This window comes from Mycobacterium mantenii (genome assembly GCF_010731775.1).
GTDB lineage: Bacteria > Actinomycetota > Actinomycetes > Mycobacteriales > Mycobacteriaceae > Mycobacterium > Mycobacterium mantenii.
On the sequence record NZ_AP022590.1, the window covers coordinates 4,488,017 to 4,513,916 of the forward strand.

Below are 25,900 nucleotides of genomic sequence, written 5' to 3' on the forward strand. Positions count from 1 at the left end.
CCACTAGGTGGTGATCGGTGGTGGGCTGTGGAAGCTCCTGCGACCGATTACTGCCTTGGCCATGGCGATTGCATCACGGCGCAGCCTCTGCTTTCGGGCGAAGGGAATTAGACAGATATATTACGCTTTGGCCGCCACGAAGCAAGGAGAGCCTTTCACTCAGGTGGCTACGCTGGCGACCACACGCCGCGGCGGCGTATCTGCTCAACGACCGCCGCCAGGCTGAGCGCCAACCCGGGTTGGCTTGTGATCCGCGGCTAGGGGCTAACACGCGACCCGAATTGCGAATGTGCCCGTTGTCCTCACGCTGGGGTTGTCGGTGTCGAACCCGTCGGCGGTACCACGTATTACGTATGTCTGATCCGTCATACTGACGTCGGCTTTGCCGTCGAGTCCTTTCATGTAGGTCCCAGTGAATCCGCCCAAATTAGTGATGCTAACGGACTTGGCAGTAAGCCCAGTTTCGTTGGATACCAGTGCCGTAACGCCTGCAGCCATGTCACCAGTAGTGATCGTCGTTAACGTTCCTATCGGCGAGCACTTCACCGAGGTCGTCGCCGGGAGCTCCCTATCGTTGATCGTCACCCTCGCGGTTCCTGCGGCCAGTACGCCCGGCGGAGCTGAAGCGGGTGGCGACGATGAGCACGCAGCGACACTTGCCGCGACCAGAGTGGCCGCCGTCTTATTGAAGAACCGCTTCTGCACCAGCCCACCTCGGTTTCGTCCCGCCACGTCTGCCCTACCTTCTGCTAGAGAAATGTAGCTGCCGCAACGCCAACCGGTGATGAATCGCTCAACTAACAGCGGCGTTTGTTCGCCTATGGGGCTAACCCGGTAGTCAGGAGGCGACGAGCGGTTCCGCAGTACCCTTCGTCACTGACGCCCTCGGGCCTAGCTGGTTGAGCAATGAGGCTGAAGTCGTTCCGGACAATCCAGCGGGGCGAGGGTATCGGCCCGAAGATCGTGGCGATCTCGCCGGCGGGGGCAGCAGCATCGAGGCGCCGGACGAGCCGTATCTGCCCTTCCCCGTGTGGCAGGCATCGCGTTGCGGCCAGCAGCCTTTCGCACGCTTCGTCCTCATCGGCGGGCGGGTCGGCACCTCACAAACCCGTCATGTGGCTCGTCGGTCGAGCAGTCACAAGAGCCCACTCGGACGTTCTCGGCATACCGGTGACACACCCTCGCAAGTTGCGGTCGGCTACCTCCGCCGGAGTATCGCGGGCCGACCGGAAATGATGAGGACACGCGGCAGGCACACCATCCGACGTGGTCCGTACCGAGTTGGCAATCGACAGGCCGTGGGTCCAGCCTGTCCCCGTGGAGTACGTTGGAGCTGCCTTCCGGCTCACCAGCAACGTGCTTAAATATACTAATGATCCAATTCGATATATAGATAAATATTTTGCTGTTGCGGGCTGATTGGCCGACGCGTCTCATTCGCGTGCTCCCCTTCCACTCGCCGTCACCCTGGTCAAGCCCGGTCGACCCGACAGGCGTTGGCGAAGAATAAATGCACGGTCGGTCCGGGGAAGACGGTGACGTTGTTGAAGGGCAGCCAAGTGGCGAGATCCGAAAGCGCCAGGACGTCGAACCGCACCCACCGATGACAAGGGAACTCCCGTATCGCCGCCCCAAGAGCACTGGTCATGCAGCTTTGAGCAGCCTGCCACGATCCGCCGGCTTGGAAGGTGGCATCCGAAATGCGAACCTGTTCCGTCCCGCGCGGTGCAAGGCGCGGGGGCAAAAGTCGCGGCGATCTAAATGGATGGTGATATGCACTGCGAATCGCAAACTCCTTTTCGACTCGCTATTGCTCGCTGCCCGCACTATACGTGAAGAAGTAAGGCATAAGGGGCTGCAGGATATGTGCGAAAATACGGATCGTATTCAAATGTCCATCCAATCGTGCGCCTGCCCGGAAATCACGGTGCAAAGTTCGACAGGCTGATTTACGCTAATTCTAATGGGAAGAGACGGCCGAAATCGCTCGATTGGAGCAAATTAACCGGGCGTAAATTATCCGGCGCCATCACGCTGGAACGGATGCGCCAATCCGGCTACCCGCGACACGGCCCTCGGCTCAGCTACGCCAGCTGTATGACCCGGTGAACCCTAATAGACCCACGTGAAGGGCCGTAACCGCCAATGCCGAACAGAGACACGTGCAGTTGGCAAGTACCCGACGATTGCGACGTTTAGATTGAATATATCGCAGCCCACAGCAAATCAGCCATAGTTTGACAGATGTCTACCGAACCTGGATTGCCAACAATGAAAGCGGTGTATGTTGCTCTGCATGAAAGTCGTGGTGTACCGTCCCGCCTGTGCCGTGGGCCACACCGTTGGACGGCGGCGCTTATATTAACCGTACGGGGAGGATTCACCGCTCTAATGCCGGCTGAGATTCGATACGAGCGGGTGCGCTAGTGGTCACGACGGACGCAACATCGGCTCCGCCGGCCACCAGTTTGTCGCCGGCGGAGGGAGTCGGGCTTAGGCCGGCAAGCTACACCAAGCCGCTGCGGGAGGTCGGCAACTTTTTCGCGTTGTCGCTGGACATCCTGGTGCAGATGGTGCGTCCGCCCTTTGCCTGGCGTGAGTTCGTCCACCAGAGTTGGTTTGTCGCTCGAGTCACGATCTTCCCAACCGTTGCCGTGTCGATCCCTTTCAATGCGTTCGCCGTCTTCATCATCAACATCCTGCTGGTCGAGATCGGCGCCGCCGACCTCTCCGGCACCGGCGCTGCGCTGGCGTGTGTTGTGTACATCGGCCCGATATCGACGGTGCTGGTCGTAGCGGGTTGTGGCGCCACCGCGATGTGCGCCGAACTGGGGGCTCGCACCATCCGCGAAGAAATCGACGCGATGCGAGTCATGGGAATCAACCCGGTCCAGCGCCTGCTGGTGCCGAGGGTTCTTGCGCTCACGGTCAACGGGCTGCTGCTGAACGCCATCAACACGATCGTCGGCCTGGTCACCAGCTACTTCTTCTCCATCGGCTTCCAACACGTCAATCCTGGTTCCTACGCGGCGAGCTTGACGCTGCTCGTTGGGGTCACCGAAGTCGTCATAGCCTTCGTCAAGGCGACACTTTTCGGCGTGATCGCCGGCTTGATCGCCTGCTACAAGGGCACCACTGTGGGCGGAGGCCCGCAAGGCGTCGGCAACGCGGTCAACGAAACCGTGGTGTATACGTTCATGGCTTTATTTGTGATCAATGTGGTACTCACCGCGGTCACGACGAAGGCGACGATGTGAGCGCCGCCCCCGCCGGACTGAGGCTGCCGCGGCTGACGAGTACCGTGCGTGGCCTGATCAACGAGTGGAATCGGCTGGGAAGCCAGACCGCGTTCTACGTCAGGGCACTGGGCTTCATGTGGGAAGCCGTTGTCCGTTACAAAGTGGAAACGCTGCGACTGATCGCGAATATGAGTCTGGGTGTTGGTGCGTTGGCCGTAATCGGCGGCACCGTGGTCATCGTCACCACCCTGACGATGTCCGTCGGTGGACTCGTCGCCATCCAGCTATTCCGATCGTTGTCCGATGTCGGGGTGCAGGCGTTGAGCGGATTTGCCTCCGCTTACATCAACACGCGCCTCGCCGCGCCGCTGGTCGCCTGTATCGGCCTAGCGGCCACCATCGGCGCCGGTGCCACTGCGCAGTTGGGCGCCATGCGAATCAACGAGGAGGTCGACGCGCTCGAGGTGATGGGCATCCGCACAATCACCTATCTAGTCTCCACCCGGGTGGTGGCCGGTGTCGTCGTCGCAGTTCCGTTATGGTGCATGGCCTCGCTGGCCGGCTATATGGCCACCCGGACCCTTGTCATTTTCGCCTATGGGCAGGCTCCCGGGGTCTACGACCACTACTTCCACACCTACCTGCAGCCGACCGACCTGATCTGGTCGATGCTGCAAGTCATCGGGACGGCCACATCGATCATGTTGGTACACACTTATTACGGTTTCAACGCCTCCGGCGGGCCGGCCGGCGTCGGTGAGGCGGTCGGTCGTGCGGTACGCGCATCCCTGGTCGTTGCGGTAGCGGTGACTTTGGCGGTGGCAATGGCCGCCTACGGTGTGTCCGGCGACTTCAACCTGTCGGGATAGCGACGATGACAAGGAAACGGCGCGAGGCCGGCCTGCACCCGGCGCTGTGGACGGTGATCCTTTTGGCCTTCATCATCGGCGCATTTGTGTTGACGCTAGGCGCGTTCAACAGAGACTTCAGACCGTACGCCAGGGTGACCCTCACCTCGGACCGGTCGGGCCTGGTCATGGAACCCGGCGCGAAGGTGAAGTTGCGCGGCGTCCAGGTCGGCCGGGTTGCGTCGATTCAGGAGGGCGACCCGGTGAAACTTCAGCTGGAACTGTACCCAGAGCAGCTCAAATACATTCCCTCCAACGTCGGAGCCGAGATCACCGCCACCACAGCGTTCGGCGCCAAGTATGTCGACCTGCTCACCCCCACCGACCCGAGCCCGAAGCGGCTGACGGCCGGGGCGGTGGTGGAATCACGCAACGTGACCACTGAGGTAAACACGGTGTTCCAGAATTTGGTTGCGGTGCTGAACAAGGTCGACGTCGCCAAACTCAACGCTGTCCTCACGGCCCTGGCCGAAGGGTTTCGCGGCAAGGGTCCGGCCATCGGCGAGGCGACCACCGACTTCAACCAGGTGCTGACGGAGATCAACCCCCGCAGCGAAACCATCCGCGCGGATTTTCATGCACTGAAGGGGTTCAGTGACACCTACGCCGCAGCCGCACGTGACATCGTGACGGTACTGGACGCTGCCAGCACGACTAGCTCCACGATCACCAACAACGCCAAGCAGCTTGACTCGTTGCTGCTCGACCTCACCGGACTTTCCCGTAGCGGGGTCAACCTGCTCGGCCCAAATAAGGACAACCTCGTGCACGGCATCAACCTGCTCGAGTCCACCACCAGCCTGTTGATGAAATACAACCCGGAATTGACCTGCTTGCTGGTCGGCGGGAAGAACGTCGTCGATTTCGGCTTCTTGGATGTTGCCGGTGGACGCAACGGCTTCTCGGTGATTCTGGACGCCGGACTGCTACTGGGCGACGACACATACAGTTTCCCCGAGAATCTGCCGATCAACGGCATCAAGGGCGGCCCTGGAGGCCAGCCTGGCTGTGGATCGTTGCCAGACGTGTCGAAAAACTTCCCGCAGCGCTACCTGGTCACCAACTCCGGGTGGGGCACCGGAATGGACGTTCGGCCCAACCCCGGTATCGGCTTCCCGGGCTACGTCGATTACTTCCCCGTCACCCGCGGAACACCGAAACCGCCCAGCCTGCGCCACCCGGGAGGTCCGGCTCCCGGCCCTATCCCGTACCCGGGTGCACCACCGTACGGGGCGCCCATGTACGCCCCGGACGGAACGCCGCTGTATCCCGGTCTGCCGCCGGCGCCCCCGCCGGGCAGACCCCGGGAAACGGGGCCGCCGCCGGCCGGATCCGAACCGTTCTTGCCGGCAACGCCGGGCGGCCCGCAACCAACTTGCGGAGTGGTCACCGTGCCGTGTGAGCCGCCGCCACCGCCGCCGTTCGCGCCAGCGCCCTGACGGCCGAAAGCTATAGAGGAAGGCAGAGATGCGAGAGAATTTGCGAGGCGCGCTGTGGCGCCTCGCCATCTACGTTGTCGTCTGCGTGACGGGCGCGTTCGGACTGATCGCCGTCTTCGCCCAGTTGCGTTTCCAGTCGGAGAAGACCTACACGGCCCAGTTCGTCAATGTATCGGGACTAGAGGGCGGCAACTTCGTCCGCATTGCTGGTGTCGAGGTCGGCAAGGTCAAAAACATCGCCGTCCAGCCCGACTCGACGGTGCGCGTCGAGTTCACCGCGGCCGATTCGGTAGTGCTTACCGAGGGCACCAGGGCTGCGATCCGTTTCGCCGATCTCGTGGGCGGCAGGTATGTGGCACTCGAAGAGGGAGCCGGGGGAGTCAAGAGACTTAATCCGGGCGGGACCATCCCACTGAGCCGCACCGAGCCTGCGCTGGACCTGGACGCCTTGATCGGCGGTTTTCGGCCGTTGTTTCGCGCACTGGATCCAGACCAGGTGAACAAACTGACCGGTCAATTGATCGCCGCTTTCCAGGGACAGGGCGCCACGATCAGCTCATTCCTCAGCCAGGCCGCAGCCCTGACAAACACGCTGGCCGACCGGGATCAACTGATCGGTCAAGTCGTCGTCAATCTGAATACCGTGCTCGGTTCGCTGAGCGGCCAGAGCAAACAGTTCGCCAAGGCCGTCGACTCGCTCTCTGAACTCGTGGCAGGCCTGAACGCCCGCAAGCAAGACATCAGCAACGGCGTGGCGTACGCCAACGCGGCTGCCGGGTCAATCGCCGGCCTGCTGGCGCAGGCTCGACCGCCGTTGAAGAAAGTGGTTCACGAGGCGGATCGAACGGCCGCAACCATATTGGCCGATCACGACTATTTCGACAACTTTCTCAACACCTGGCCCGATGCGACTCAAATACTCAACAGGCAGGGCATGTACGGCGACTTCTTCAGCTTCTACTTCTGCGAAATCGTGTTAAAGGTCAACGGGAAGGGTGGTCAACCGGTGTACGTCAAGCTGGCCGGCCAGCCCACCGGCAGGTGTACGCCGCGATGAGGCCTTTCTCCGATCGCAACCCGCTTGTCATCGGCGCCATCGGCGTCGGCATCATCCTCGCTTTGATGCTGCTGTCGGTGAACTACGACAAGTTGCCGTTCTTCAGCAACGGTAAGACCTACTCGGCGTATTTCGCTGAGGCGGGCGGGTTGATGTCTGGCAACGTCGTGCAAGTGTCGGGTTTCCGGGTCGGGCAGGTCTCCAGCGTCGAATTGGACGGACCCCGGGTGCTGGTCAAGTTCGACGTCGCCGACAACATCCGCCTTGGTGACCGCACCGAGGCGGCAATAAAGTTGAAGACTCTGCTCGGAACCAAGATTCTCGAGGTCACCCCCCGCGGGGAGGGGAAGCTGAGCGGTCCGATACCCCTCAACCGGACCACGCCGGCCTATCAACTGCCCGACGCTCTGGGTGACCTCACGACAACCATCAGCGGCCTGAACACCAAGCGACTGTCGGACTCGCTCGCGGTGCTCTCCGACACATTCTCAGATACGCCACCCGATCTGAAGGCCGCGGTTCAGGGGGTGGCGCGCTTTTCGCAGACATTGGACGAGCGCGACGCGCAGCTGCGAAACCTGTTGAGTAACGCCAACAAGGCAACGAAGGTACTGTCTGAACGCAGCGACGAACTGGTCAACCTGGTCACCAACACCAACGCGTTGCTGGTTCAGCTGCGAACGCAAAGCAACGCGCTCAACCAGATCGCCCACAACCTCTCCGCGCTGGCCCAGCAGCTAAAAGGCCTCATCGCCGAGAACCGCGACACGTTGAAGCCGGCACTGGACAAACTCAACGGCGTGCTGACGATCGTCGACAACCGCAAAGAACGCGTGCAGAAGGCGCTCGTAGGGCTTAACAGATACGCCCTGGGACTGGGTGAATCGGTGGGATCGGGGCCGTTCTTCAAGGCCTATGTCGTCAACCTGCTGCCGGGGCAGTGGGTGCAGCCGTACATCGATGCGGCCTTCTCCGACCTCGGCCTGGATCCGAATGTGCTGTTGCCCTCGCAACGCACTGACCCGCAGATCGGCCAGCCGGGGACCCCGCCGCTACCGGTTCCGTACCCGCGTACCGGGCAGGGCGGACCACCACGGATGACTATCCCTGACGCGATCACTGGCAACCCGAGCGACCATCAGTGCGGTTTGCCGGGCGTGCCGTTGCCTGGCCCTGGCTGCTACCCGGCTCGCGAGCCGGTGCCCGCGCCACCACCCGGAGGCCCGCCGCCGGGACCGCCCGCACCGCTGGGTCCCGGCCAAGGCCAATCCCAGCCTCCGCCGTCGGGACCGATCGAGCAGCCGGCACCCGGGCAGGTGCCGCCGGCCCAAGCGCCCGTGCTGAACGGGCCGGGGCCCATCAACCCGCCGGACGAAGGTGGTGGACGGTGAACGGCCGGAACGCCAAGATCGGCGTGGCCGTCGCGCTGGTGGTGGCGCTGATCGGGGGCATCGTCATGGTAGTGCGGTTAGCGAACGGCGTCGGCCGCACGAATGTCGTCGGATACTTCGCCAACAGCACCGGCATCTACAACGGAGATGACGTCGTTATTCTCGGCGTGCCCGTCGGCAAGGTCGAAAAGATCGAGGCGGAGCCTGACCGCGTCAAGATCACCTTCTGGTACAAGGACAAATACAAGGTGCCAGCGGACGCCAAAGCCGTGATCCTGTCGCCGTCACTGGTGACGCCTCGATCCATCCAATTGACGCCGGCCTATACGGGTGGTCCGGTGATGCGGACCGACGCGGTGATCCCGCAGGAACGCACCGCGGTCCCGGTGGAATGGGACGACTTCCGCGAGCAGCTCGAGAAGCTGACGCAGGTACTGCAACCGACCAGAGCGGGCGGGACCAGCACATTAGGAGCGTTCATCAACACTGCGGCCGACAACCTGCGCGGCCAGGGCCCAGACATCCGTGACACCATTATCAAACTGTCGCAGGCGATTTCCGCTCTGGGCGATCACAGCGACGACCTGTTCACCACTGTCAAAAACCTGTCGATTCTCGTCTCCGCGTTGCACGACAGCGGCGATCTGCTGCAACACCTCAACCAAAACCTGGCCGCCGTGACGAACCTGCTGGCAGACGACCCCCATGCGGTTGGCAACGCAGTTCGGGACCTCCACGACGTGGTCGATGACGTCCGAACCTTTGTGGCCGACAATCAAGAGTCGCTTGGGACCACCTCGGACAAATTGGCGTCGGTTACACAGGCAGTGAACGACAGCCTCGACGACGTCAAACAACTCCTGCATGTCGCGCCTACGGCCTTTCAGAACTTCCTCAACATCTACCAGCCTGCGCAAGGCACGCTGAGCGGAGCGCTGGCATTCAACAACTTCGCCAACCCGATCCAGTTCCTGTGCTCGGCAATACAGGCCGCTTCCCGTCGGGGCGCCAAGGAGTCAGCGAAGCTGTGCGTGCAGTATCTGGCGCCGATCCTGAAAAACCGTCAGTACAACTTCCCGCCGCTGGGCGAGAATCTTTTCGTCGGAGCCTCAGCTCGTCCCAACGAAATCACCTACAGCGAGGACTGGTTGCGACCCGACTACGTTCCGCCGCCACCTGCCTCCGGCCCGGTCAACCCGCCGCCGCCGGCCAATGCACCACCAGCAGCAGGGAACTCACCACTGGCGGCGGAATCGCCAGGCGCGCAACCAGTGCCGACCGATCCAGCCGCCGGGTTGCGCGGAATGATGGTGCCGCCCGGAGGTGGTGGACAATGATTCGCTTGCGACACCGGCTGCGCGTCGCCAGGGGACTCGTGGCGGTGCTGACTGTGGCGGCGCTATCCGGATGTGCTTTCCACGGCGCGAATTCGTTCAAATTGCCGGGCACGAAGGGCGGGGGCCCAGGCTCATACATTGTCCAAGCGCAGATGCCCGATGTTCAAAACCTCGAACAGAATTCCCGCGTCCGAGTCAACGACGTCACTGTCGGCACCGTGACCAACATCCAACTTCAGGGCTGGCATGCGATGGTCACCATGACGATTAACGGAGACGTCGATCTGCCAGCTAACGCAACGGCCACCCTGGGGCAGACCAGCCTGCTGGGCTCGGTGCACGTAGAGCTGGCACCACCCGCCGGTGTGCCGGCCAAGGGCAAGCTCAAAGCGGGATCAGTGATCCCGTTGGCGTCCGCTGGCGCGTATCCGTCCACCGAACGGACGCTAGCCGCAGTGTCGTTGTTGGTGAACGGCGGTGGCCTAGGCCAGATCCAGGACATCATCAAGGCGTTGAGCACCGCGTTTAGCGGTCGCGAACAGGACCTGAGAAGCCTTCTCGGGCAACTCGATAAGTTCGTCGGCTACCTCAACGATCAAAAGGACGACATCATCGCCGCAACCGACAGCCTCAACAACTTGGTCGGTCAATTCGCCGACCAGAAGCCGGTGATCGACAAGGCGCTGAAGACGCTGCCGGGTGCATTGGCCGTCCTCAAGGACGAACGGGACAATCTCTCCGACGCGCTCGGGGAGCTGAGCAAATTCGGCGCGCTTGCTGCTGATTCGGTAAACAAAACCAAGTCAAACCTGGTCAAAGAACTGAACGACCTCGGCCCGGTGCTCCAATCACTCGCCGACGCTGGACCCGCGCTGACTCGCTCGCTCGGGTTTTTCGGAACCTTCCCATTTCCTAAGGACACGCTCAACAAATGGCTACGCGGCGACTACGCGAACTTGACCGCGGTCCTGGACCTCACGCTGAGCCGGCTCGACGCGGGGTTCTTCACCGGCACCCGCTTTGAGTGCAATCTGACCGAGCTAGAGCTGCAGTGGGGCCGCACCATCGGGCAGATGCCCAGTCCGTGCATGGGCGGCAGCCAGTACAACCCCGGCAACCCATTAGTCGTCCCTTACCACTTCAATCAGGGGCCGTGACATCGTGTTGACGAAGCGCACCAGAATCCAATTGGCGGTTTTCGCAGTGGTCAGCTTGATCGCGGGCACCATCATGTTCTTCGCCTACATGCAGGTACCGACGGTGTTCTTCGGGGTCGATCGGTACTCGGTCACGGTGCAGTTACCTCAAGCGGGTGGCCTGTACCCAGGCGGAAACGTCACTTACCGTGGAGTCGAGATTGGCCGGGTGCAGACCGTACGTCTCACCCAGACGGGTGCCGAGGCGGTGCTTCAGCTGAAATCGGACATTCACGTCCCCGCCGACCTCAACGCTCAAGTACACAGTGTTTCGGCAGTTGGCGAGCAATACGTCGAGCTGCTACCCCGTAGCTCGCAAGGGCCGTCGCTGAAAGACGGCGACGTAATCGCCATGGACCGCACGTATGTTCCACCGGACATCAACTCGCTGCTGGAGGCAACCAACCGCGGCCTGTCCGCGATCCCACGTGACAACCTGAAAACGGTGGTCGACGAAGGGTATGTCGCCTTCGGCGGGCTCGGTCCGGAACTGTCCCGGCTGGTGAAGGGGACGACCGATCTGGCGATCGGCGCTCACAAGAACCTGGACGCGATCACTACTTTGATCGACCAGTCGAAGCCGCTACTCGACAGCCAAACCGCGTCATCGGGCTCGGTCCAGGCGTGGGCCGCCCACCTGGCGACCATCACGTCGCAGCTACGGAACAACGACTCCGCTGTGGCGGGCATTCTGCAAAAGGGCGGCCCAGCGGTCGACCAGGCCCGGGCGCTAATTGACCGGCTCAACCCGACGTTGGCTATCGTGCTGGCCAACCTGGTCAGTGTGGGCCAGGTTGGTGTCACCTACCGGGACAACCTCGAAGGCCTCCTGGTGGAGTTGCCGCAAGGCGCGGCCGACATCCAGGCGGTCGGGGTGGCCAACCGAAACACGAAGCAGGACTACCTCGGTGCCTACTTGAGCTTTAACCTGAACCTCGGATGGCCGCCAGCATGCACCACCGGATTCCTGCCGCCCCAGCAGCAGCGGGCCGCCAGTTACGAAGACTATCCAGACCCCCCTAAAGGCGACTTCTACTGCCGGGTGCCGCAAGACTCGATGCTCAACGTGCGCGGTGCGCGGAACTATCCGTGCGAGACCCGTCCGGGCAAACGCGCCCCGACGGTGAAAATGTGCGAAAGCGACCAAGCGTATGTTCCGCTCAACGACGGGTGGAACTGGAAGGGTGATCCGAACGCAACATATACGGGGCAGGGTGTCCCGCAGTACAGACCGGGCGAGGAGCCGCCGGGGCAGGCGCCACCTCCGCTGCCGCTCGGTCCACCACCACCACCGATAGCGGCCTTTCAATACGATCCAGGCACCGGTATGTACATGGGACCCGACGGCCATGTTTACACAAAGGCCGAGTTGACCCCAGGTGCCGTAAAGGAGCAAACATGGCAGAGCATGCTGATGCCTCCCGCGAAGAATTGAACACCGACGCGGGTGTGTCTGAATCGCCCGATGAGGTCGCCTCAGAGGAGACGAGTTCCGAGGCCGCGGAAGTCCAAACGGACGACGCCGAGGATTATGACGGTGCAGTTGACGCCGATGTGGACGACGATCCCAAAGACGTTGCCACTGAGAAGAAACCGATCTCGCCGGTCCGGCTGGCAACAGTGTTGGGTGTGCTTCTGGTGGTCGCCTTGACCTCGCTGGCCGGCTGGCTAGGGTTTCGCGAATATCAGGCACGCCAGGCCCAGCGGCTGACCGAGCTGTTGGTTCAGGTGGGACGACAGGGCGCCCTGAACCTCACCACGATCGACTGGCAGCACGCCGACACCGACATACAACGCATTCTGGACTCCTCCACAGGCACCTTCTACGACGACTTCTCCAAGCGGTCGAAACCTTTCGTTGACGTCGTCAAGAAAGCGCAGTCCAAGTCAGTGGGAACTGTCAATGAGGCGGGTCTCGAGTCGCAATCGAAGGACGAAGCCCAAGTGCTGGTCGCCGTTTCCGTCAAAACTTCGAATCTCGGTGCGGCCGAAGAGGAGCCGCGACATTGGCGGATGCGAATCTCGGTGAAAAAAGTCGGCGACGAGGCAAAGGTCTCCAACGTCGAGTTTGTGCAGTGAGGAAGCTGCAGATCGGCAAGCGCCGACTACCGATCCTACGAACCAGAAAAGGAACCGTCCCCGTGGGGGTCAAAACCCAAAGCGAGACCAGCCAGGACGCGGCCGAGGTCTTCGCGGAGAAAACCGAGCAGTTTGCGACGGAGATCGACGACCCCGAAGACACCGGGGACGCCACCGAGGACACCGGAGACACCGAACAGATTGCTGAATCGGAGGACACATCCTCCGACGACGCTGAACCGGAGGACGCCGAAGACGTTGAGCCACCAGCACGTTGGCGCCGCATTAGGTGGTCGCGTGTGTTGGCCTTCGGAGTGCTGCCGGTCCTGGCGTTGGTGATAGCGGCGGCTGCAGGCTATCTGAAGTGGCAAGACGCGTGGGTCCGCGGGTCCGGAGTCGCCGGCCTCGAGTCCGTTGCGGCTGCAAAAGATTCCACCGCGGCGTTATTGTCCTACCAGCCCGACACCGTCGATAAGGATTTGGGGGCCGCCCGTGATCGGTTGACCGGGACCTTCAAGGATTCCTACACGCAGCTGACCCACGACGTGGTGATCCCAGGCGCGAAGAAGCAGCGCATCTCGGCGGTCGCCACTGTTCCTGCTGCCGCTTCGGTTTCGGCGACTCCACAGCATGCCGTCGTCCTAGTGTGTGTCGACCAGATGGTGACTGTCGGCAACGACGCACCGACCGAAACCGCGTCCACCGTCCGGGTGACTTTGGACAAGACCGGTGCCCGCTGGCTCATTTCCTCGTTCGATCCTATCTAGACTGAATACCGTGGCCCAGGCGATATCGTCCCGCCTTGACCTCAGAGGGTGGTTTGGGTTGGGCCGAAATTCTGGCAAAGCGTATACGGTGGCTGGAAGGTGCTAGCGCATCCCTGGGCCTTGACGACGTAGGTCGTGCCAGGCTGGTAGGGATAGCGCACCTCCGCCGGGTTCTGGCCATTCTTGGATGCGCATTCTCCCTGCGAACCCCCGCCGGCCACGGACAGACATACCACCGACAAGTTGGGGCTGGCATGGATCGTGCACGGGCCAGGCCGCAGAGTGGCCGACACGACGCTCAATCCAGACACTTGCACGACTTTCGGCGGCGTGAGGATGAAGGAGCACTGTCCGGGTCCATCGTCGCCCGATGGCGACGCATGCGAGACCGCGGGACAGATGCCGATGAGCGCCATTGCCGGAACCACGCAAAGTGCTACCAGAGACCGCCGGATCATCTCCGAATAGTACCGCCGGACAGCGCTTTTAGGCACACAATTGTTTCGAAACAGCGGAGCCCGGTCCTCGGCCTTAAAGCGGTCCTCATACGGTATCCGGGTGAATTGCCTTGCCCCAGGCCGCTTCCCGTACGAGGTCGGCTGGTTCGCGACCTACATGTGCTCACGCCATACGGTGATTTCCGCGTCGGCGGCCCTGACCAGTCGCTCCGTGACGGGCCGTTGTGAGGGCGGTGGCCGATCTGTGTCGACAGGTACTCACTGATTACGTGATCGCACCGGCGATCTTGAGCTCAATGAGTCTGTCGTCGTCGATGCCGAGTTCGCGCAGCACCCCGTCGGTGTGCTCAGCGAACTGTGGCGCTCTGGCCAGGCTTGCCGGATCATCGTCGAACTTCACGGGACTGGCGACTAACCTCTGCGGATGACCTTCGGCATCGATGATTTCGGCGATGCCACCGTTGGCGGTCAGTGCTTCGTCGTTGGCTATTTCCCAGGCATCCTGTACCGGGGCCCACTGCCCTCTGCCCTTGCGTAGCAACGCTTGACACTCGGCGAACGTCAATTTGCCGATCACGTCCGCAACGAGTCGTTGAGCAGTTTCGCTGTGCTCGGCCATCGCCTCGATCGAGGTGAACCGTGGATCTTCGGCGACGTCGTGCAGACCCATCAGCCGGCAGAACTCCGGCCAATACCGGGTCGGCTGCAGCATCGACAACTGGACGAACCTTCCGTCCGACGTTCGATAGGCGCCGGTCAGTGGGTTGCCCGGGGCCTGGGTTCGGCGTTCCACCCTCGGCAGTGGCCCGCCCATGAGCATCGCCATGTTCACGCTGAACTGGGTTGCCCAAGCGCCGACCGCCAGCAGCGAGACGTCGAGTACCGACGGTTCCCCGGTGGCCTGCCTGCCGTAGAGTGCGGCCGCCACACCTCCGGCAATGGTGATCCCGCCGATGTTGTCTCCGTAAGCTCCGGCCGGCATGAACGGGCTCTGTTCGGCGTCGGGCGATGTGAGGCCGTCCGCGCTGCCGCCGCGGGCCCAGAACGCCGTCGCATCGTAGGCGCCGGCATCGCGGTCGGGCCCATTGGAGCCGAAACCGTTGCCGACGACATAAATGATGTCGGGGTTGACGCGGCGGACGTCGTCGACGTCGATGGACAGCTTCTTTCGCGACGACGGCAGGTAATTCGTCAGGAACACGTCGCTTCGCCGGATCAGTTCGTCGAGCAAAGGACGCGCCTCGGAATTGTCGAGGGCCAGCCCGACACTGCGCTTTCCGCGGTTGGGCGCCTCCATGATTGGCGCGAACGACGATCCGGGTACCGTCACCGCGGCGCCTAGCACCTTGACCAACCCGCGCTGGGCATCGCCGGTGACAGGATGCTCGACCTTCACCACGTCGGCGCCCCAGTCGGCGAGCACGGCGCCCGCTGACGGAACGAAGGTGAACTGGGCGACCTCCAGCACGCGAACTCCGGTGAGCGGTTTACGCATCAGATGTCCTTCAGGTGAGGGTGGGCACGGTGCCCACTCAATGCATGATGTCTCGGACCTTCGTCTTCTCGTAGCCTTTGAGCAGCTCAGCGCTGGCGTTCTTCATGTGTCGTCGCCAATGCGCCTCGGCCTCAGTGCCGTCGCGCTCGGCCACCAGATCGGCGAGTCGGATATACGACCGCATCAGCTTGTTGTACTGAGCCTTCGGCACGACGTTCTGCACGCTGAGAAATGCTGCGGTCATGTGCCGCTCGAAGATCTCGTGCAGCATGCCGGCGATCACGGTCAGCGTCGCGTTGCCCGACAGTTCGACTAGCCGGCGGTGCAATGCGGTCGAGGCTGCGGCCAGCTTGCCGGTCTCCCATGCAGCGGGGATCTCTTCGATGAGGTCGCGCAACTCGCGGTGAGCCACCACGGTGCCGTTCTCTGCGAGCAGTCGGGCCGCATACGGTTCGATACCCATCCGCGCGGTCATCACGTCGCCAAGCGTCGTTCCCGCCATTTCGAGCAGGAAGCCCGCCGGTCGCGCCACGATTTCGGGGCCTGGGACGCGAACGCGGGCGCCGGTGCGTGAACCGCGGCGGACCTCAACCAGACGGTCGGACTCCAAGACTCGCACCGCTTCTCGCAGCGACGGCCGGCTGACCTGGAAGTGAGTCATGAGTTCGGCTTCGTAGGGTAGGAAGTCGCCGTCTTTGAGCTGCCCCTCGACGATCATCCGCCGGAGCGTGTCCGCCACGATTTCGGCGGTCTTGGGCGACCGCACCGCACCGTTGTGCTCTGACGCGGTCATCGGAGCGAGTGGTTCGCGCTTGGGCATCGCGACCTCCTGAAACTCGACATGTACTACTCAGTACACCATGTCAGGACGCGATCTGGCGTATCCGCGGCCTGCGTCAGCGCAGCTGCGACAGAACGCGCGTGGCGGCTGCACCGTAGCCGACGCGTCGCCGGCGCCCGACCAGGAAGCTTGGCGGCGATGCGAACGCCAGATTGGGCAGTCGTTTGCGAGCTGCGAGCATTTCACGCGCCTGTGTGTCGTCGCCGCAGATTGCGATCGACCACAGCATATCGTCGGTGACGTGGTCGGCGATCGTTTCTGGTTGGCCGCTGCGAAAGGCCGAACGGATCTGGGCGACCTCGTCGGTCCAGCCGTGCAGTTCGACGAGTGAGTCGTAGGTTTTCACGGTGAAGTAGAAGGCGATCTGAAGCCGTGCGTCCCGGACAGCGCGTGCCGGGTCGTCGTTGTCGATCGCGGTGATCAGCCAACCCCAGCGTCGTAGCTCGGCGGGGTCGCGTCCGCTTGATTCGGCGCCGCGGGCCAGTTCGGGCTCCACGAGTTCGGTCCACCACCGATCGGTGAACAGGCCGTGTCCCAGCACGCCGTCGGCAGTGCGACCTACCGCTCTCAACATGATCTTGTTGAAGGCTCCGATCAGGATGGGCACGTCCAACCGGCCGAGCACCGGTGCACGGATGTCGGCGTCGACCGTGTAGAACCGGCCCTCGTACCGAACGCGGTCGCCGTTCTCGGCGTGCAGGAACGCCCGGATCACGTCGATCAGTTCAGCCATCCGGGGTGCGGGGTGGGCGGCGTCGACACCGAACCAGTCCTTGTTCATCCGTGAGGTCCCCGACCCAAGTCCCAGAAAGACCCTGCCCGGCGCGAGTGTCCAGAGATGTCGGACGGCCGCGGCGTGCACGAACGGGGACCGGGCGAACGCATAGGCGATCCCGGGGCCGATGCTCGCCTGCGAGGTACCGAGGGCCATCTCGGTCGTTGTTATGTAGGCGTTCAGGTCGGCGAACTCACCGGCGCAAAATGCCTGCGCCCCGGCAGTCTCGGCCTGCGTTGCTAGCGCGGGCCCCGGCCATGGCAGACCCCAATCCATGTGTCCTCACATCCGTCGGCATTACATCACTAACCTAGTTAGACATGTCATTGTACGTCCTGGTCGGCGGCCATGATGTCGCGACCCGGGACCGCAGGCCTTTTTCGACAAAAGTGTCAAAAATGGGTAGCCTCGGGATCGTGCTGCTGCTAGGTGTCGTACGCGAAAGGACGTTCCGATAATGCAAACCTTGCCGAGCATGCTGCCCACCGGGTGGTTTCAGGTCGCCTGGGGCGCTGACCTCGCCGTGGCCGAGGTGGTCCCAATGCACTACTTCGGCCGGGATCTGGTCGCCTTCCGGCAGCTTGATGGGACGGTGAAGGTGCTGGACGCGCACTGCCAGCATCTTGGTGCGAGCCTGGCCCATGGTGGCTGCGTAGTCGAAGAAGGCATTCAGTGCCCTTTTCACGGCTGGGTGTGGAACGGTGCTGGACGCAACGTCCGCATTCCGTATCAGGATCGACCCAACAAGGCCAGACGAGTACGTTCCTATCCGGTCGCAGAACTCAATGACTCAATCTTGATCTGGCACGACAGCGCCGGCAGGGACCCACTCTGGGAAGCGCCCGACGCCTTCGCGGTGCTGGGCGAGCATGTCGGGTCGCGGCAGTTCCACCCGTTGGGTGCCGATTGCCGAACGCGGCACGAGCGGGTGAAGGTGCATCCTCAGGTGATCGCCGAGAACGCGGTCGATCCGCACCACTTCCAGTTCGTACATCGCACGCCGACTAGTCCCGTGGTATTGCGCGAGAGCACCGACAGCTCTACCTGGTCGGCCAAGGTCGGCTTCGGCCGGAGGTGGAGCGACGGCCTGGACCGCGACGGTGACACGATGAACACGATCGAGATCTATTGGTCAGGCCTTGGCGTCAGCTACAACGCTGAACACGTCCGCGACGGAATCCGGGTCATCTCGATCTGCGCGACACCGGTGGACGACACCAGATCCGACATCTTCGCCGGCTACTGGATCAGCGAGGAACAATCACAAGGCCCAGGTGATTTCGAAGCGCGTCTGGCCGCCGCGAAAGTCGCCCTGCCCGACGACATCCGGATCTGGGAGCACCAGAAGTACCTTGAACCGCCGGGCCTGGCGACATCGGAGGCGGCGGGTTTTCGCGCGCTGCGTCGGTGGGCGAGCGGGTTCTATCCCGAACCGCAGGCCGCAGCCGAACCGGTCACACATGGCGCCTGAGGGCTCGCCACGGCGGGTAATACGGAAGTCTGACCGCACCCGAGAGTCAATCCTCGACGCTGCGCGGACCGCGTTCGCGCGCAAGGGCTTTTCGGGTGTCGCCATCAAGGACATCACTGACCTCGCATCCGTCACCAGGGCGAACTTCTACTATTACTTCTCCGACAAGACCGAACTCTTCATCGAACTCGGCACCGATACCTACCGCGAAGCACTCGCGCTCGTCGAAGGTTTGATGGGGCAGGGGAGCCCTCCCAGCAGGGAGGGCATCGAGGCCTGGGTTGCCGGCTACTTCAGCTACCTCGACCGCAACGGTGCCTTCGTCATCCGCTCCGCGGAGGACATGCCTCCCGACCGTAAATTCCGTGCCGCGGTCAGTCGCTCGTACCGTCGAACCGCGGCCGCGCTCGGTGAGGGCATCGCAAAGGTCGCGCCCACACCGCCAGACCTCGACTCGGTGGCGTCGGGGCTGGTGGTCATGGCGATGCTGGAGCGTTCGTGGCTAATGGTCCAGCACAACGAGATCCCGTCAACAACGCGCCGAGCGGTGCTCATGGCGGCCACCGAGATGCTGTGGCGAACGGTTAATGGTCGGACCTGACGGAGGTCCATTCGTCGATCACCTGATCGATCGTGGTCAGTCGGCCCAGCACCGCAATAGTGTTGTCCAGCACTTGTTCTGCATAGTCCTTGGGGGTTCCGCCGACGGCGTCGCGCGGGACGACGAGGTCGAAACCGGCCTGTGTGACATGCCCGGCAGTGTGGGTGATCGCCAGGTTCAGCGAAACGCCGGCAAGAACGATGGTGCGCACGCCCAAACCTTTAAGCACCGGCAGTAATTCGGAATCGAGGGTGGGGAATAGACCGTGATGGCGCGGTAACACCAGATCGGTGGGCGCCAACAACTCGGGAAGCACTATGGTGGGTGCGCTTCCGGGCGTCCACTGTGCGGTTGCCGGACCCAGCGCCCGCCAGAGGCGTGCCGTCCCCGTCTGTCGGCCGCCGAGGCTGCCCTCGTAGGTCGCATGCACCACTCGCGCGCCGAACTGGCGGGCTGAATCGAGAAGTCGCCGCACGCCGGATACCAGTTCGGAGGTGTCGGCGGCCAATGCGGGCAAGATGGAGTCGGGGCCCAGTACACCGTTCTGGCATTCCACACAGATAACGGCCGTGGTCTCTGGGTCCCATGGTGTCGGAGCCATACCCCAACCCTAGGCTATTTTTTGACATTTGTGACGAAATACTCGGTAGATCCCTTACAGAATATAGAGATTCGTCTCCTTTGCATCGACAGACTCTAAGCTGACATCATGGAGATCCGCGGTCACATCTCATCCGGTAAACCTGCCCTGATCCTTGCTCGGGCTGGCACGGTGATCGACTTCGCCGAGCTGGAGATACGTGCCAACCGGCTGGCTCATTTCTGGTACGCCGCCGGACTTCGGGAGGGCGACACCGTCGCGGCAATACTCGAGAACAATGAACACATTCATGCTGTGATGTGGGCGGCGAGGCGAAGTGGTCTGTACTACGCGTTGGTCAACACTCACTTGACGGCCGCCGAGGCGGCCTACATCATCCACAACAGTTCAGCCAAGGCGCTGATCGGGTCACGCGCGACGCGCAGCGTCTGCGAACGCCTCGCCGAGCATTCCCCCGGTGGGCTGCCCGAGTTGCTGTTGATCGCCGACGATGATCTGGATGGATGGGATCGCTACCCGGAATGTGTCGCCGACCAGCCCGAGACGCCGATCCCCGACGAGCGGGAAGGCGATCTGCTGCAGTACTCGTCGGGAACCACCGGCCGGCCCAAGGGGATCCGCCGCGAGCTTCCGCATCTACCGCCGAGTGAAGCGCCCAACATGCTGACGCCGTTGATGAATGCCGTTGGAATCAGCGGTGATTCGGTGTATCTGAGCCCGGCACCGCTGTACCATACCGCGCCGTCGTTCTGGTCGATGGTGGTGCAGTCGCTGGGCGGCACCACCGTCGTGATGGAGAAGTTCGACCCCGAAGAGGCGCTCGAGTGCATCCAGCGCTACGGCATCACGCATGGCCAATTCGTTCCGGCGATGTTCGTCCGGATGCTCAAACTGCCTGAAGCGGTGCGCAAGTCCTACGACGTGTCCAGCCTGCGCCGGGTGGTGCATGCGGCCGCGCCATGCCCGGTGGACATCAAGAAACAGATGATCGCGTGGTGGGGACCGATCATCGACGAGTATTACGCCGCTTCGGAGGCGGTGGGAGCCTCGTTCATCCGCGCAGAGGACTGGCTGGACCACCCCGGCTCGGTCGGCCGTCCGCTGGTCGGGGTTCCGCACATCCTCGACGAGAACGGCCAGGAGCTGCCGCCCGGCACTCCCGGTGAGATCTATTACGAGGGGGGATATTCGTTCCAGTACCTCAAGGACGACGCGAAGACGGCGGCGGCCCATGACGCGCACGGCTGGGTGACCGTTGGTGATATCGGGTACCTCGACGTCGACGGCTACCTCTATCTCACCGACCGCCGCCATCACATGATCATCTCGGGCGGGGTGAACATCTACCCGCAAGAAGCCGAAGATCTGCTGATCACTCATCCCAAGGTGCTCGACGCGGCGGTATTCGGCATCCCGGACGACGAGATGGGTCAAGCCGTCAAGGGCGTCGTGCAGACGGTGGATCCAGCCGACGCTAACGACGGCTTCGCCGCGGAGCTCTTAGACTGGGTGCGAAACCGGTTGGCGCACTACAAGTGTCCGCGGTCGATCTCCTTCGAGGCGCAGCTACCCCGCACTGACGCCGGTAAGCTGTACAAACAGCAGCTTGTCGCCAAGTACTCGTCGACGGGTTAGTCGACTACCCGAGCTTCAGCGGTACGCGCTCCAGCGCGAATGTCTGCGCGGGGAAGATGATGTGCGGTTCGTAACCGGCTTCGAGGGAGAACTCCGGGATGCGCTTGAGCCACTCGTCGAGGATCAACTTCAGCTCCATGCGGGCCAGGTGCGAACCGAGGCAGCGGTGCGGTCCGCCACCGAAGCCCCAGTGCCGATGCACCTTCCCGTCCATCACCACGTCATTAGTCGAGATCTCATCACTGTCGTCACGGTTGATGGCGCCGACGCACAGCCGCACCTGGGTCTCCGCGGGCAGGGTGATGTCCCCGATGGTGACCTCTGCGGTGGTGACCCGCGGCAGCATGGGCGCGGGCGGCTCCAACCGGACGATCTCCTCGACGAAGACATCGATCTGCCCGGGATCCTCACGCAGGGTGGCGCGCAGTACCGGGTTGCGAGCGAGTTCCAGCAGCGCCGTGCTCATCGCCGCCGTGACGGTGTCCAGCCCGGCGAGCACGAACAGGAAGCTCAGCCCCATCGCCTCGGTATCGTCGAGAGGGTCCTCGCCGGTGAGCACCTGGGACAGGATGTCCGGCCCCGGGTTGGCCCTTCGTTCGTTGATCGCCTGGGAGACGTAGGCGAGCAATTCCATTGCGGGGGTTAGGTCAGCGCCTTCGAGCGACGGGGAGTCCGCCAGCGCGATGACCGAGTCCTTCCATGCGATCAGCCGGTCGCGATCTTCCAACGGCAGCCCGAACAACGTCAGGAACACCTGTGACGGGTAGGGAATCGCGAGCTCGGCGACGACTTCGCACTCGCCCTTCTTGGCGATGTCGTCGACGATGTCGATCGCCTGCTTCTGCAGCGACGGCAGCATCTCGTTCAAGGTGTGTGGGCTGAAGAAAGGCTGCAGGATCTTGCGGAACCGGGTGTGTTCCGGCGGATCGGTCGAGATGGGCACCAGCGGCAGCGGGGCACCCAGCACGTCGAAGGCCTTCTTCGACGAGAACAGCTCCGGATTGCGCAGCGCGGCCAGCACGTCGTCGCGGTGAGACAGGTAGAACCAGCCGTCGATGAACACCACGCGTCCGGCGTCGCGAACGGTCTTCCATCCCACGCCGCGGTCTGCTGCCATCGGCAGGCTCACGAAGGAGAGTTCGGGTACGCCAAGGGTTTCCACCTATTCTCCTAACGATTAGAAGGCCGACCGGTGCAAGCCACCGTCGACTTCGATCCAGCTGCCGGTCAGATAACCCGCAGGCTCCGAGCAGAGATATGCAATGAGCGAAGCGATTTCATGCGGTTTGCCCATCCGCGCCGCGGGGACGCGGGCCTCAGTGAGCATGAAGTTGCGGCGCTGCTGCTCGGTGCTCGCGCCGAGGTGCTGCTTCAGGTAGGCCATTGCGTTCTCGGTCTCAATCCAGCCGGGCGCGACGGTGTTGACCGTGATGCCGTGCTGGGCGTACTCGTCAGAGACCGTCTTGAGCAGACCGATCGTCGACGGTCGACTCGTGTTGGCCACCGCGTGGTGGATATTGCCCGCCGGCTCCTTCGCGGTGGCTGAACCGATGTGCACGAATCGGCCCCAGCCGGCGTCCCGCATTGCCGGCAGGACCGCCTGCAGAAGCAGGATCTGGCTCATCGTGTGCATTTCGAAGGACTCACGGTAGACGTTCAGGTCGGTGATGTCGGCGAAATCCCCGGGCCGCTGGTATTTAGCCTGGCCGATCACGATGAGTGGCGGACCGTGCTGGGCGGTCACCTCCCGCACCGCGTCGCCGAGTTGCTCCGCGTTGCCGACGTCGGCGCTGACGCCGATCGCCGTGCCGCCGCACGCGCGGATCGTCTCGACGGCGGCGTCTAGGTCGATCTTGGTCCGGGCCAGCACAGCTACCCGTGCGCCCTCGTCGGCGAGCAGTTTGGCAACCTCGAAGCCGATTCCCTTGCTGCCGCCGACAACCAGCGCCGAACGGCCGTCGATTCCGTAGTGCATCGGGGGGCCGACTAGCGCCGCACGTCCATGCCTGCATCCACCTTCAGTACGCTGCCGGTGAACGTGCGGCCCGCTTCGCTGATCAGGAATAGGATCGCGTTGCTGACGTCGCGTGGCTCGATCATCGGGAAGTCCGGCAGTGCGGTCTGCATCGCATTGACCAGGTGTGGGTTCTCCTCGATCACTTTGAACAACGCCGGGTTCTCGGTGATCATCGGCGTCGCGCAGTTGGTCGGCGCCACCCCATTCACTCGGATGCGGTCGGCGGCAAGCATGTTCGCGTAAGAGCGGACCAGGCCGGTGATCGCGAGTTTGGACATGAGGTAGGCGTCGGTACCGCCACGACCGTCGGTGAGATCCAACAGCGCAATCATGGAACTGGTTGCGATCAGATTGCCACCCTGGCCGCGCTCCTTCAGGTGGGGAATCGCGATTTGAAAAGCGTTCCAGACGCCGATGAGCATGATGTCGAGGCCGAGCCGCAACGCTTCGGAGGCGTCGCGCTCGTCGGCATTGGTCAACACCACGCCGGCGTTGGCGATGACGGTGTCGATGTGACCGAACTTTTCGACGCCCGCGTCGAACGCCTCCTGCAGGGCAGCTTTGTCGCGGACGTCCGCCTTGCGGAAAAGCATTTCCTGCCCGGTCTTTTCGACTAGGCGAGCCGTCTCCTCGAGATCCTCGTAGCTGCCCAGCTTGTACGGCACCACCTCAAGGTCTTCGCAGATGTCGACTCCGACGATGTTCGCGCCCTGCTCGGCACACATCACCGCGTGCGAGCGGCCCTGCCCGCGGGCGGCGCCGGTGATGAAGACGACCCGGCCGTCGAGTGAACCCATTCGTATGCCTCCAGTAGCTCGTTTGCGGCCGCGCTCAGCGGTATCCAGCGGGCGCGATTCAGTGACCTGCGCCACGTGGAGAATGCTACGCCGGGAGATTGGAATCGTACAACTATTTCGCTACTTTGGGGGTCCGGCAAAGCACTCGTCGCTCTCGAAAGGGAATCTCACCATGTCCGATGGCCTCAACGGCGGTCCACGTCCTCCTGATGGCGACTGGTTGGGCACCCCGTTCCTGAGGTTCGAACGCGAAGGGGCGTTTGCGATCTGCACCCTGGACCGTCCGCAGGCGCGCAACGCGATGACACCCGCGATGTACTTCGGCATCCGGTACGCCATCAGCCGGGTCAACGCAGATTCCGGCCTCGCGGGTCTGCTCATCACCGGAACCGGTGATGTCTTTGCTCCCGGTGGGGATCTGGGACAGGCCGCCGAGGATAACTGGATGGACTTTGCCTCCACCATGGGTATGGACGTAACGCCCTTTGACGTCTTGCGACAGTCTCCGAAGCCGGTCGTGTCGGCGGTCAACGGCTTGTGTCAGGGTGGTGGCCTGCAGATCGCCATGTGCAGTGACCTCGCGGTCGTCAGCGATCGGGCCACCTTCCGCGTGCCCGAATTGTTCCGCGGCATTGCTGATACCTACTACAGCCAGGTGTTGGCACGGCTGATCGGCCCGGTCCGCACCAAGGACCTGATGTTCACCGGGCGCACGTTGACCGCGCAGGAGGCGCTCGACTGGGGCATCGTGGCCAGGCTGGTTCGCCACGATGCCCTGCTGGACGTCGCCAAAGAGCTTCTCGCGCAATGCTGCCGAACCGCCCCCGCGGCGCGCGGCGTGATCAAGGCCAGCCTGGACAACTACCTGGGCCTAGATGACCGGATCGGGATGCAAACCAGCCTGTTCGGTCCCGAAGCACGCGAAGGCTTCCGCGCGTTCAAGGAGAAGAATTCGCCGGACTGGGTGCACCCCGACCTGCGTGTGGACGGCCGACTTTAGGCCCTTCGCGTCTACTTGGGAGTGAACCGCTGGGCGCCGTCGAGGCGCATCACCTCGCCGTTGACGTAGCCGTTGGTGAGCAGGAACGTTGCCGCGTCGGCGAACTCGTCGGGGGAACCGAGTCGTTTAGGGAACGGTACGTTGGCGGCGAACTTGGCGATGGCCTCTTCGCCGACCGATTCCATGATCGGCGTCTTCATCGTTCCCGGTGCGATGGTGTTGACCCGGATGCCTACCGAACTCAGGTCGCGGGCCGCGGCGATGGTCAGCCCGATGACGCCGGCTTTCGCTGCGGCATAGGCGGTTTGCCCGATCTGACCCTCATATCCCGCAATCGAGGCGGTCAACACCAACGCGCCCCGTTCGCCGCTGTCGCGGGGTTCTGCGGTTGCCACGGTTGCGGCCACGAGTCGCGCCATGTTGTAGGTGCCGTTGAGGTAGAGGTCGATGGTCTTGGTGAAGCCACCGAAGTCCGCCGGGCTGCCGTCGCGCTGCACAATTCGTTGCGCCACACCGAAACCGCCGTGTGCGACGACCGCGTAGCGCAACTGGCCGAGCTGGTTGGCCTGCTCGATGGCACCAAGGATGCTATCCTCGCTTGTCACGTCGGTGCTGACGAACAGCGCACGGCTGCCAAGCTCGTCGGCCAGCGCCTTGCCTTTGTCGCCGGCGAGATCGGCGATCACCACGCCAAGTCCGTCGGCGTGGAGCCGACGGACAGTCGCCTCGCCCAGGCCGCCCGCACCGCCGCTGACAATCGCCGAGGCGCCCTCGAATTGCTGCACCGTCACCAGTT

At 63.0% G+C, this 25,900-nt stretch carries 24 protein-coding genes; 14 read left to right on the plus strand and 10 right to left on the minus strand.

All coding sequences use genetic code 11. From position 1 onward, the window contains the following. Positions 1-264: 264 nt before the first annotated feature. Positions 265-732, minus strand: coding sequence for a lipoprotein LpqH (locus tag G6N50_RS20280; RefSeq protein ID WP_332108037.1), 468 nt, complete (start codon positions 730-732; stop codon positions 265-267). Between the two features lie 739 nt (positions 733-1,471). Continuing rightward, the gene (locus G6N50_RS29765; RefSeq protein ID WP_264028576.1) at positions 1,472-1,597 is read right to left on the minus strand and encodes a hypothetical protein; all 126 of its coding nucleotides are present in this window, start codon (positions 1,595-1,597) and stop codon (positions 1,472-1,474) included. 973 nt (positions 1,598-2,570) lie between these two features. Between G6N50_RS29765 and G6N50_RS20285 the strand changes: the two genes are divergently transcribed. The 10 genes from G6N50_RS20285 (at position 2,571) to G6N50_RS20330 (ending at position 13,413) form a co-directional block, all read left to right on the plus strand. After that, positions 2,571-3,257 (plus strand): MlaE family ABC transporter permease, encoded by a 687-nt coding sequence (locus G6N50_RS20285; RefSeq protein WP_308204147.1) that lies wholly within the window; start codon positions 2,571-2,573, stop codon positions 3,255-3,257. After that, the gene (locus G6N50_RS20290; protein WP_083098557.1) at positions 3,254-4,108 is read left to right on the plus strand and encodes an ABC transporter permease; all 855 of its coding nucleotides are present in this window, start codon (positions 3,254-3,256) and stop codon (positions 4,106-4,108) included. Before G6N50_RS20285 ends, G6N50_RS20290 begins: the two co-directional genes overlap by 4 nt. A gap of 5 nt (positions 4,109-4,113) precedes the next feature. Beyond that, positions 4,114-5,586 (plus strand): MCE family protein, encoded by a 1,473-nt coding sequence (locus G6N50_RS20295; RefSeq protein WP_083098555.1) that lies wholly within the window; start codon positions 4,114-4,116, stop codon positions 5,584-5,586. A gap of 28 nt (positions 5,587-5,614) precedes the next feature. Next, on the plus strand, positions 5,615-6,643 hold the full coding sequence (locus tag G6N50_RS20300; protein ID WP_083098553.1) for an MCE family protein: 1,029 nt from the start codon (positions 5,615-5,617) through the stop codon (positions 6,641-6,643). Further along, positions 6,640-8,034, plus strand: a complete 1,395-nt coding sequence (locus G6N50_RS20305) for an MCE family protein (RefSeq protein WP_083098592.1) — start codon at positions 6,640-6,642, stop codon at positions 8,032-8,034. The genes G6N50_RS20300 and G6N50_RS20305 overlap by 4 nt, the downstream gene beginning before the upstream one ends. Further along, positions 8,031-9,371 carry a virulence factor Mce family protein gene (locus tag G6N50_RS20310; RefSeq protein WP_142275720.1) on the plus strand — a complete coding sequence of 447 codons (1,341 nt, stop codon included), beginning with the start codon at positions 8,031-8,033 and terminating at the stop codon, positions 9,369-9,371. The genes G6N50_RS20305 and G6N50_RS20310 overlap by 4 nt, the downstream gene beginning before the upstream one ends. Continuing rightward, positions 9,368-10,528, plus strand: coding sequence for a virulence factor Mce family protein (locus G6N50_RS20315; RefSeq protein ID WP_083098551.1), 1,161 nt, complete (start codon positions 9,368-9,370; stop codon positions 10,526-10,528). Before G6N50_RS20310 ends, G6N50_RS20315 begins: the two co-directional genes overlap by 4 nt. Position 10,529: 1 nt before the next feature. Beyond that, positions 10,530-12,002 (plus strand): MCE family protein, encoded by a 1,473-nt coding sequence (locus G6N50_RS20320; protein ID WP_083098549.1) that lies wholly within the window; start codon positions 10,530-10,532, stop codon positions 12,000-12,002. After that, complete coding sequence (locus tag G6N50_RS20325; protein WP_083098547.1) at positions 11,966-12,646, plus strand: Mce protein; 681 nt, start codon at positions 11,966-11,968, stop codon at positions 12,644-12,646. Before G6N50_RS20320 ends, G6N50_RS20325 begins: the two co-directional genes overlap by 37 nt. Before the next feature lie 62 nt (positions 12,647-12,708). After that, positions 12,709-13,413 (plus strand): hypothetical protein, encoded by a 705-nt coding sequence (locus G6N50_RS20330; RefSeq protein WP_083098545.1) that lies wholly within the window; start codon positions 12,709-12,711, stop codon positions 13,411-13,413. Positions 13,414-14,136: 723 nt separating this feature from the next. On the opposite strand, the gene G6N50_RS20335 is transcribed toward G6N50_RS20330, so the two are convergent. The 3 genes from G6N50_RS20335 to G6N50_RS20345 form a co-directional block, all read right to left on the minus strand. Beyond that, positions 14,137-15,366: a CaiB/BaiF CoA transferase family protein gene (locus G6N50_RS20335; RefSeq protein ID WP_083098544.1), complete on the minus strand. Its 1,230-nt coding sequence runs from the start codon at positions 15,364-15,366 to the stop codon at positions 14,137-14,139. Positions 15,367-15,403: 37 nt separating this feature from the next. Further along, positions 15,404-16,186 carry a FadR/GntR family transcriptional regulator gene (locus G6N50_RS20340; RefSeq protein ID WP_083098542.1) on the minus strand — a complete coding sequence of 261 codons (783 nt, stop codon included), beginning with the start codon at positions 16,184-16,186 and terminating at the stop codon, positions 15,404-15,406. Positions 16,187-16,262: 76 nt separating this feature from the next. After that, on the minus strand, positions 16,263-17,258 hold the full coding sequence (locus G6N50_RS20345; RefSeq protein WP_083098540.1) for an LLM class flavin-dependent oxidoreductase: 996 nt from the start codon (positions 17,256-17,258) through the stop codon (positions 16,263-16,265). 181 nt (positions 17,259-17,439) lie between these two features. Here G6N50_RS20345 and G6N50_RS20350 point away from each other — a divergent pair, with 181 nt between their 5' ends. Together G6N50_RS20350 and G6N50_RS20355 are read left to right on the plus strand one after the other, a co-directional pair. Then, entirely contained in the window at positions 17,440-18,453 is a 1,014-nt protein-coding gene (locus G6N50_RS20350) for a Rieske 2Fe-2S domain-containing protein (RefSeq protein WP_083098538.1), read from the plus strand. Beyond that, positions 18,443-19,054 (plus strand): TetR/AcrR family transcriptional regulator, encoded by a 612-nt coding sequence (locus G6N50_RS20355; protein ID WP_083098536.1) that lies wholly within the window; start codon positions 18,443-18,445, stop codon positions 19,052-19,054. The genes G6N50_RS20350 and G6N50_RS20355 overlap by 11 nt, the downstream gene beginning before the upstream one ends. On the opposite strand, the gene G6N50_RS20360 is transcribed toward G6N50_RS20355, so the two are convergent. Continuing rightward, entirely contained in the window at positions 19,038-19,655 is a 618-nt protein-coding gene (locus G6N50_RS20360; protein ID WP_083098534.1) for an isochorismatase family protein, read from the minus strand. The two genes, G6N50_RS20355 and G6N50_RS20360, sit on opposite strands and share 17 nt — an antisense overlap. A gap of 108 nt (positions 19,656-19,763) precedes the next feature. Between G6N50_RS20360 and fadD4 the strand changes: the two genes are divergently transcribed. After that, the gene (gene fadD4 / locus G6N50_RS20365; RefSeq protein ID WP_083098532.1) at positions 19,764-21,290 is read left to right on the plus strand and encodes a fatty-acid--CoA ligase FadD4; all 1,527 of its coding nucleotides are present in this window, start codon (positions 19,764-19,766) and stop codon (positions 21,288-21,290) included. Positions 21,291-21,294: 4 nt separating this feature from the next. Here the strand turns inward: fadD4 and G6N50_RS20370 are convergent, their stop codons facing one another. Genes G6N50_RS20370 through G6N50_RS20380 form a run of 3 tightly spaced genes read right to left on the minus strand, consistent with a single transcriptional unit; the run spans position 21,295 to position 24,104 of the window. After that, entirely contained in the window at positions 21,295-22,407 is a 1,113-nt protein-coding gene (locus G6N50_RS20370; protein ID WP_232069008.1) for a cytochrome P450, read from the minus strand. Positions 22,408-22,467: 60 nt separating this feature from the next. Beyond that, a complete protein-coding gene (locus tag G6N50_RS20375; RefSeq protein ID WP_083098528.1) occupies positions 22,468-23,265 on the minus strand; it encodes an SDR family oxidoreductase in 798 nt (265 codons plus the stop codon). An 11-nt stretch (positions 23,266-23,276) separates the two neighbouring features. Next, complete coding sequence (locus G6N50_RS20380; protein ID WP_083098527.1) at positions 23,277-24,104, minus strand: mycofactocin-coupled SDR family oxidoreductase; 828 nt, start codon at positions 24,102-24,104, stop codon at positions 23,277-23,279. Positions 24,105-24,276: 172 nt separating this feature from the next. On the opposite strand from G6N50_RS20380, the gene G6N50_RS20385 reads away from it, so the two are divergent. Beyond that, a complete protein-coding gene (locus G6N50_RS20385) occupies positions 24,277-25,104 on the plus strand; it encodes an enoyl-CoA hydratase/isomerase family protein (protein WP_083098525.1) in 828 nt (275 codons plus the stop codon). A gap of 11 nt (positions 25,105-25,115) precedes the next feature. Here the strand turns inward: G6N50_RS20385 and G6N50_RS20390 are convergent, their stop codons facing one another. Further along, complete coding sequence (locus G6N50_RS20390; protein WP_083098523.1) at positions 25,116-25,895, minus strand: SDR family oxidoreductase; 780 nt, start codon at positions 25,893-25,895, stop codon at positions 25,116-25,118. Positions 25,896-25,900: the final 5 nt, after the last annotated feature.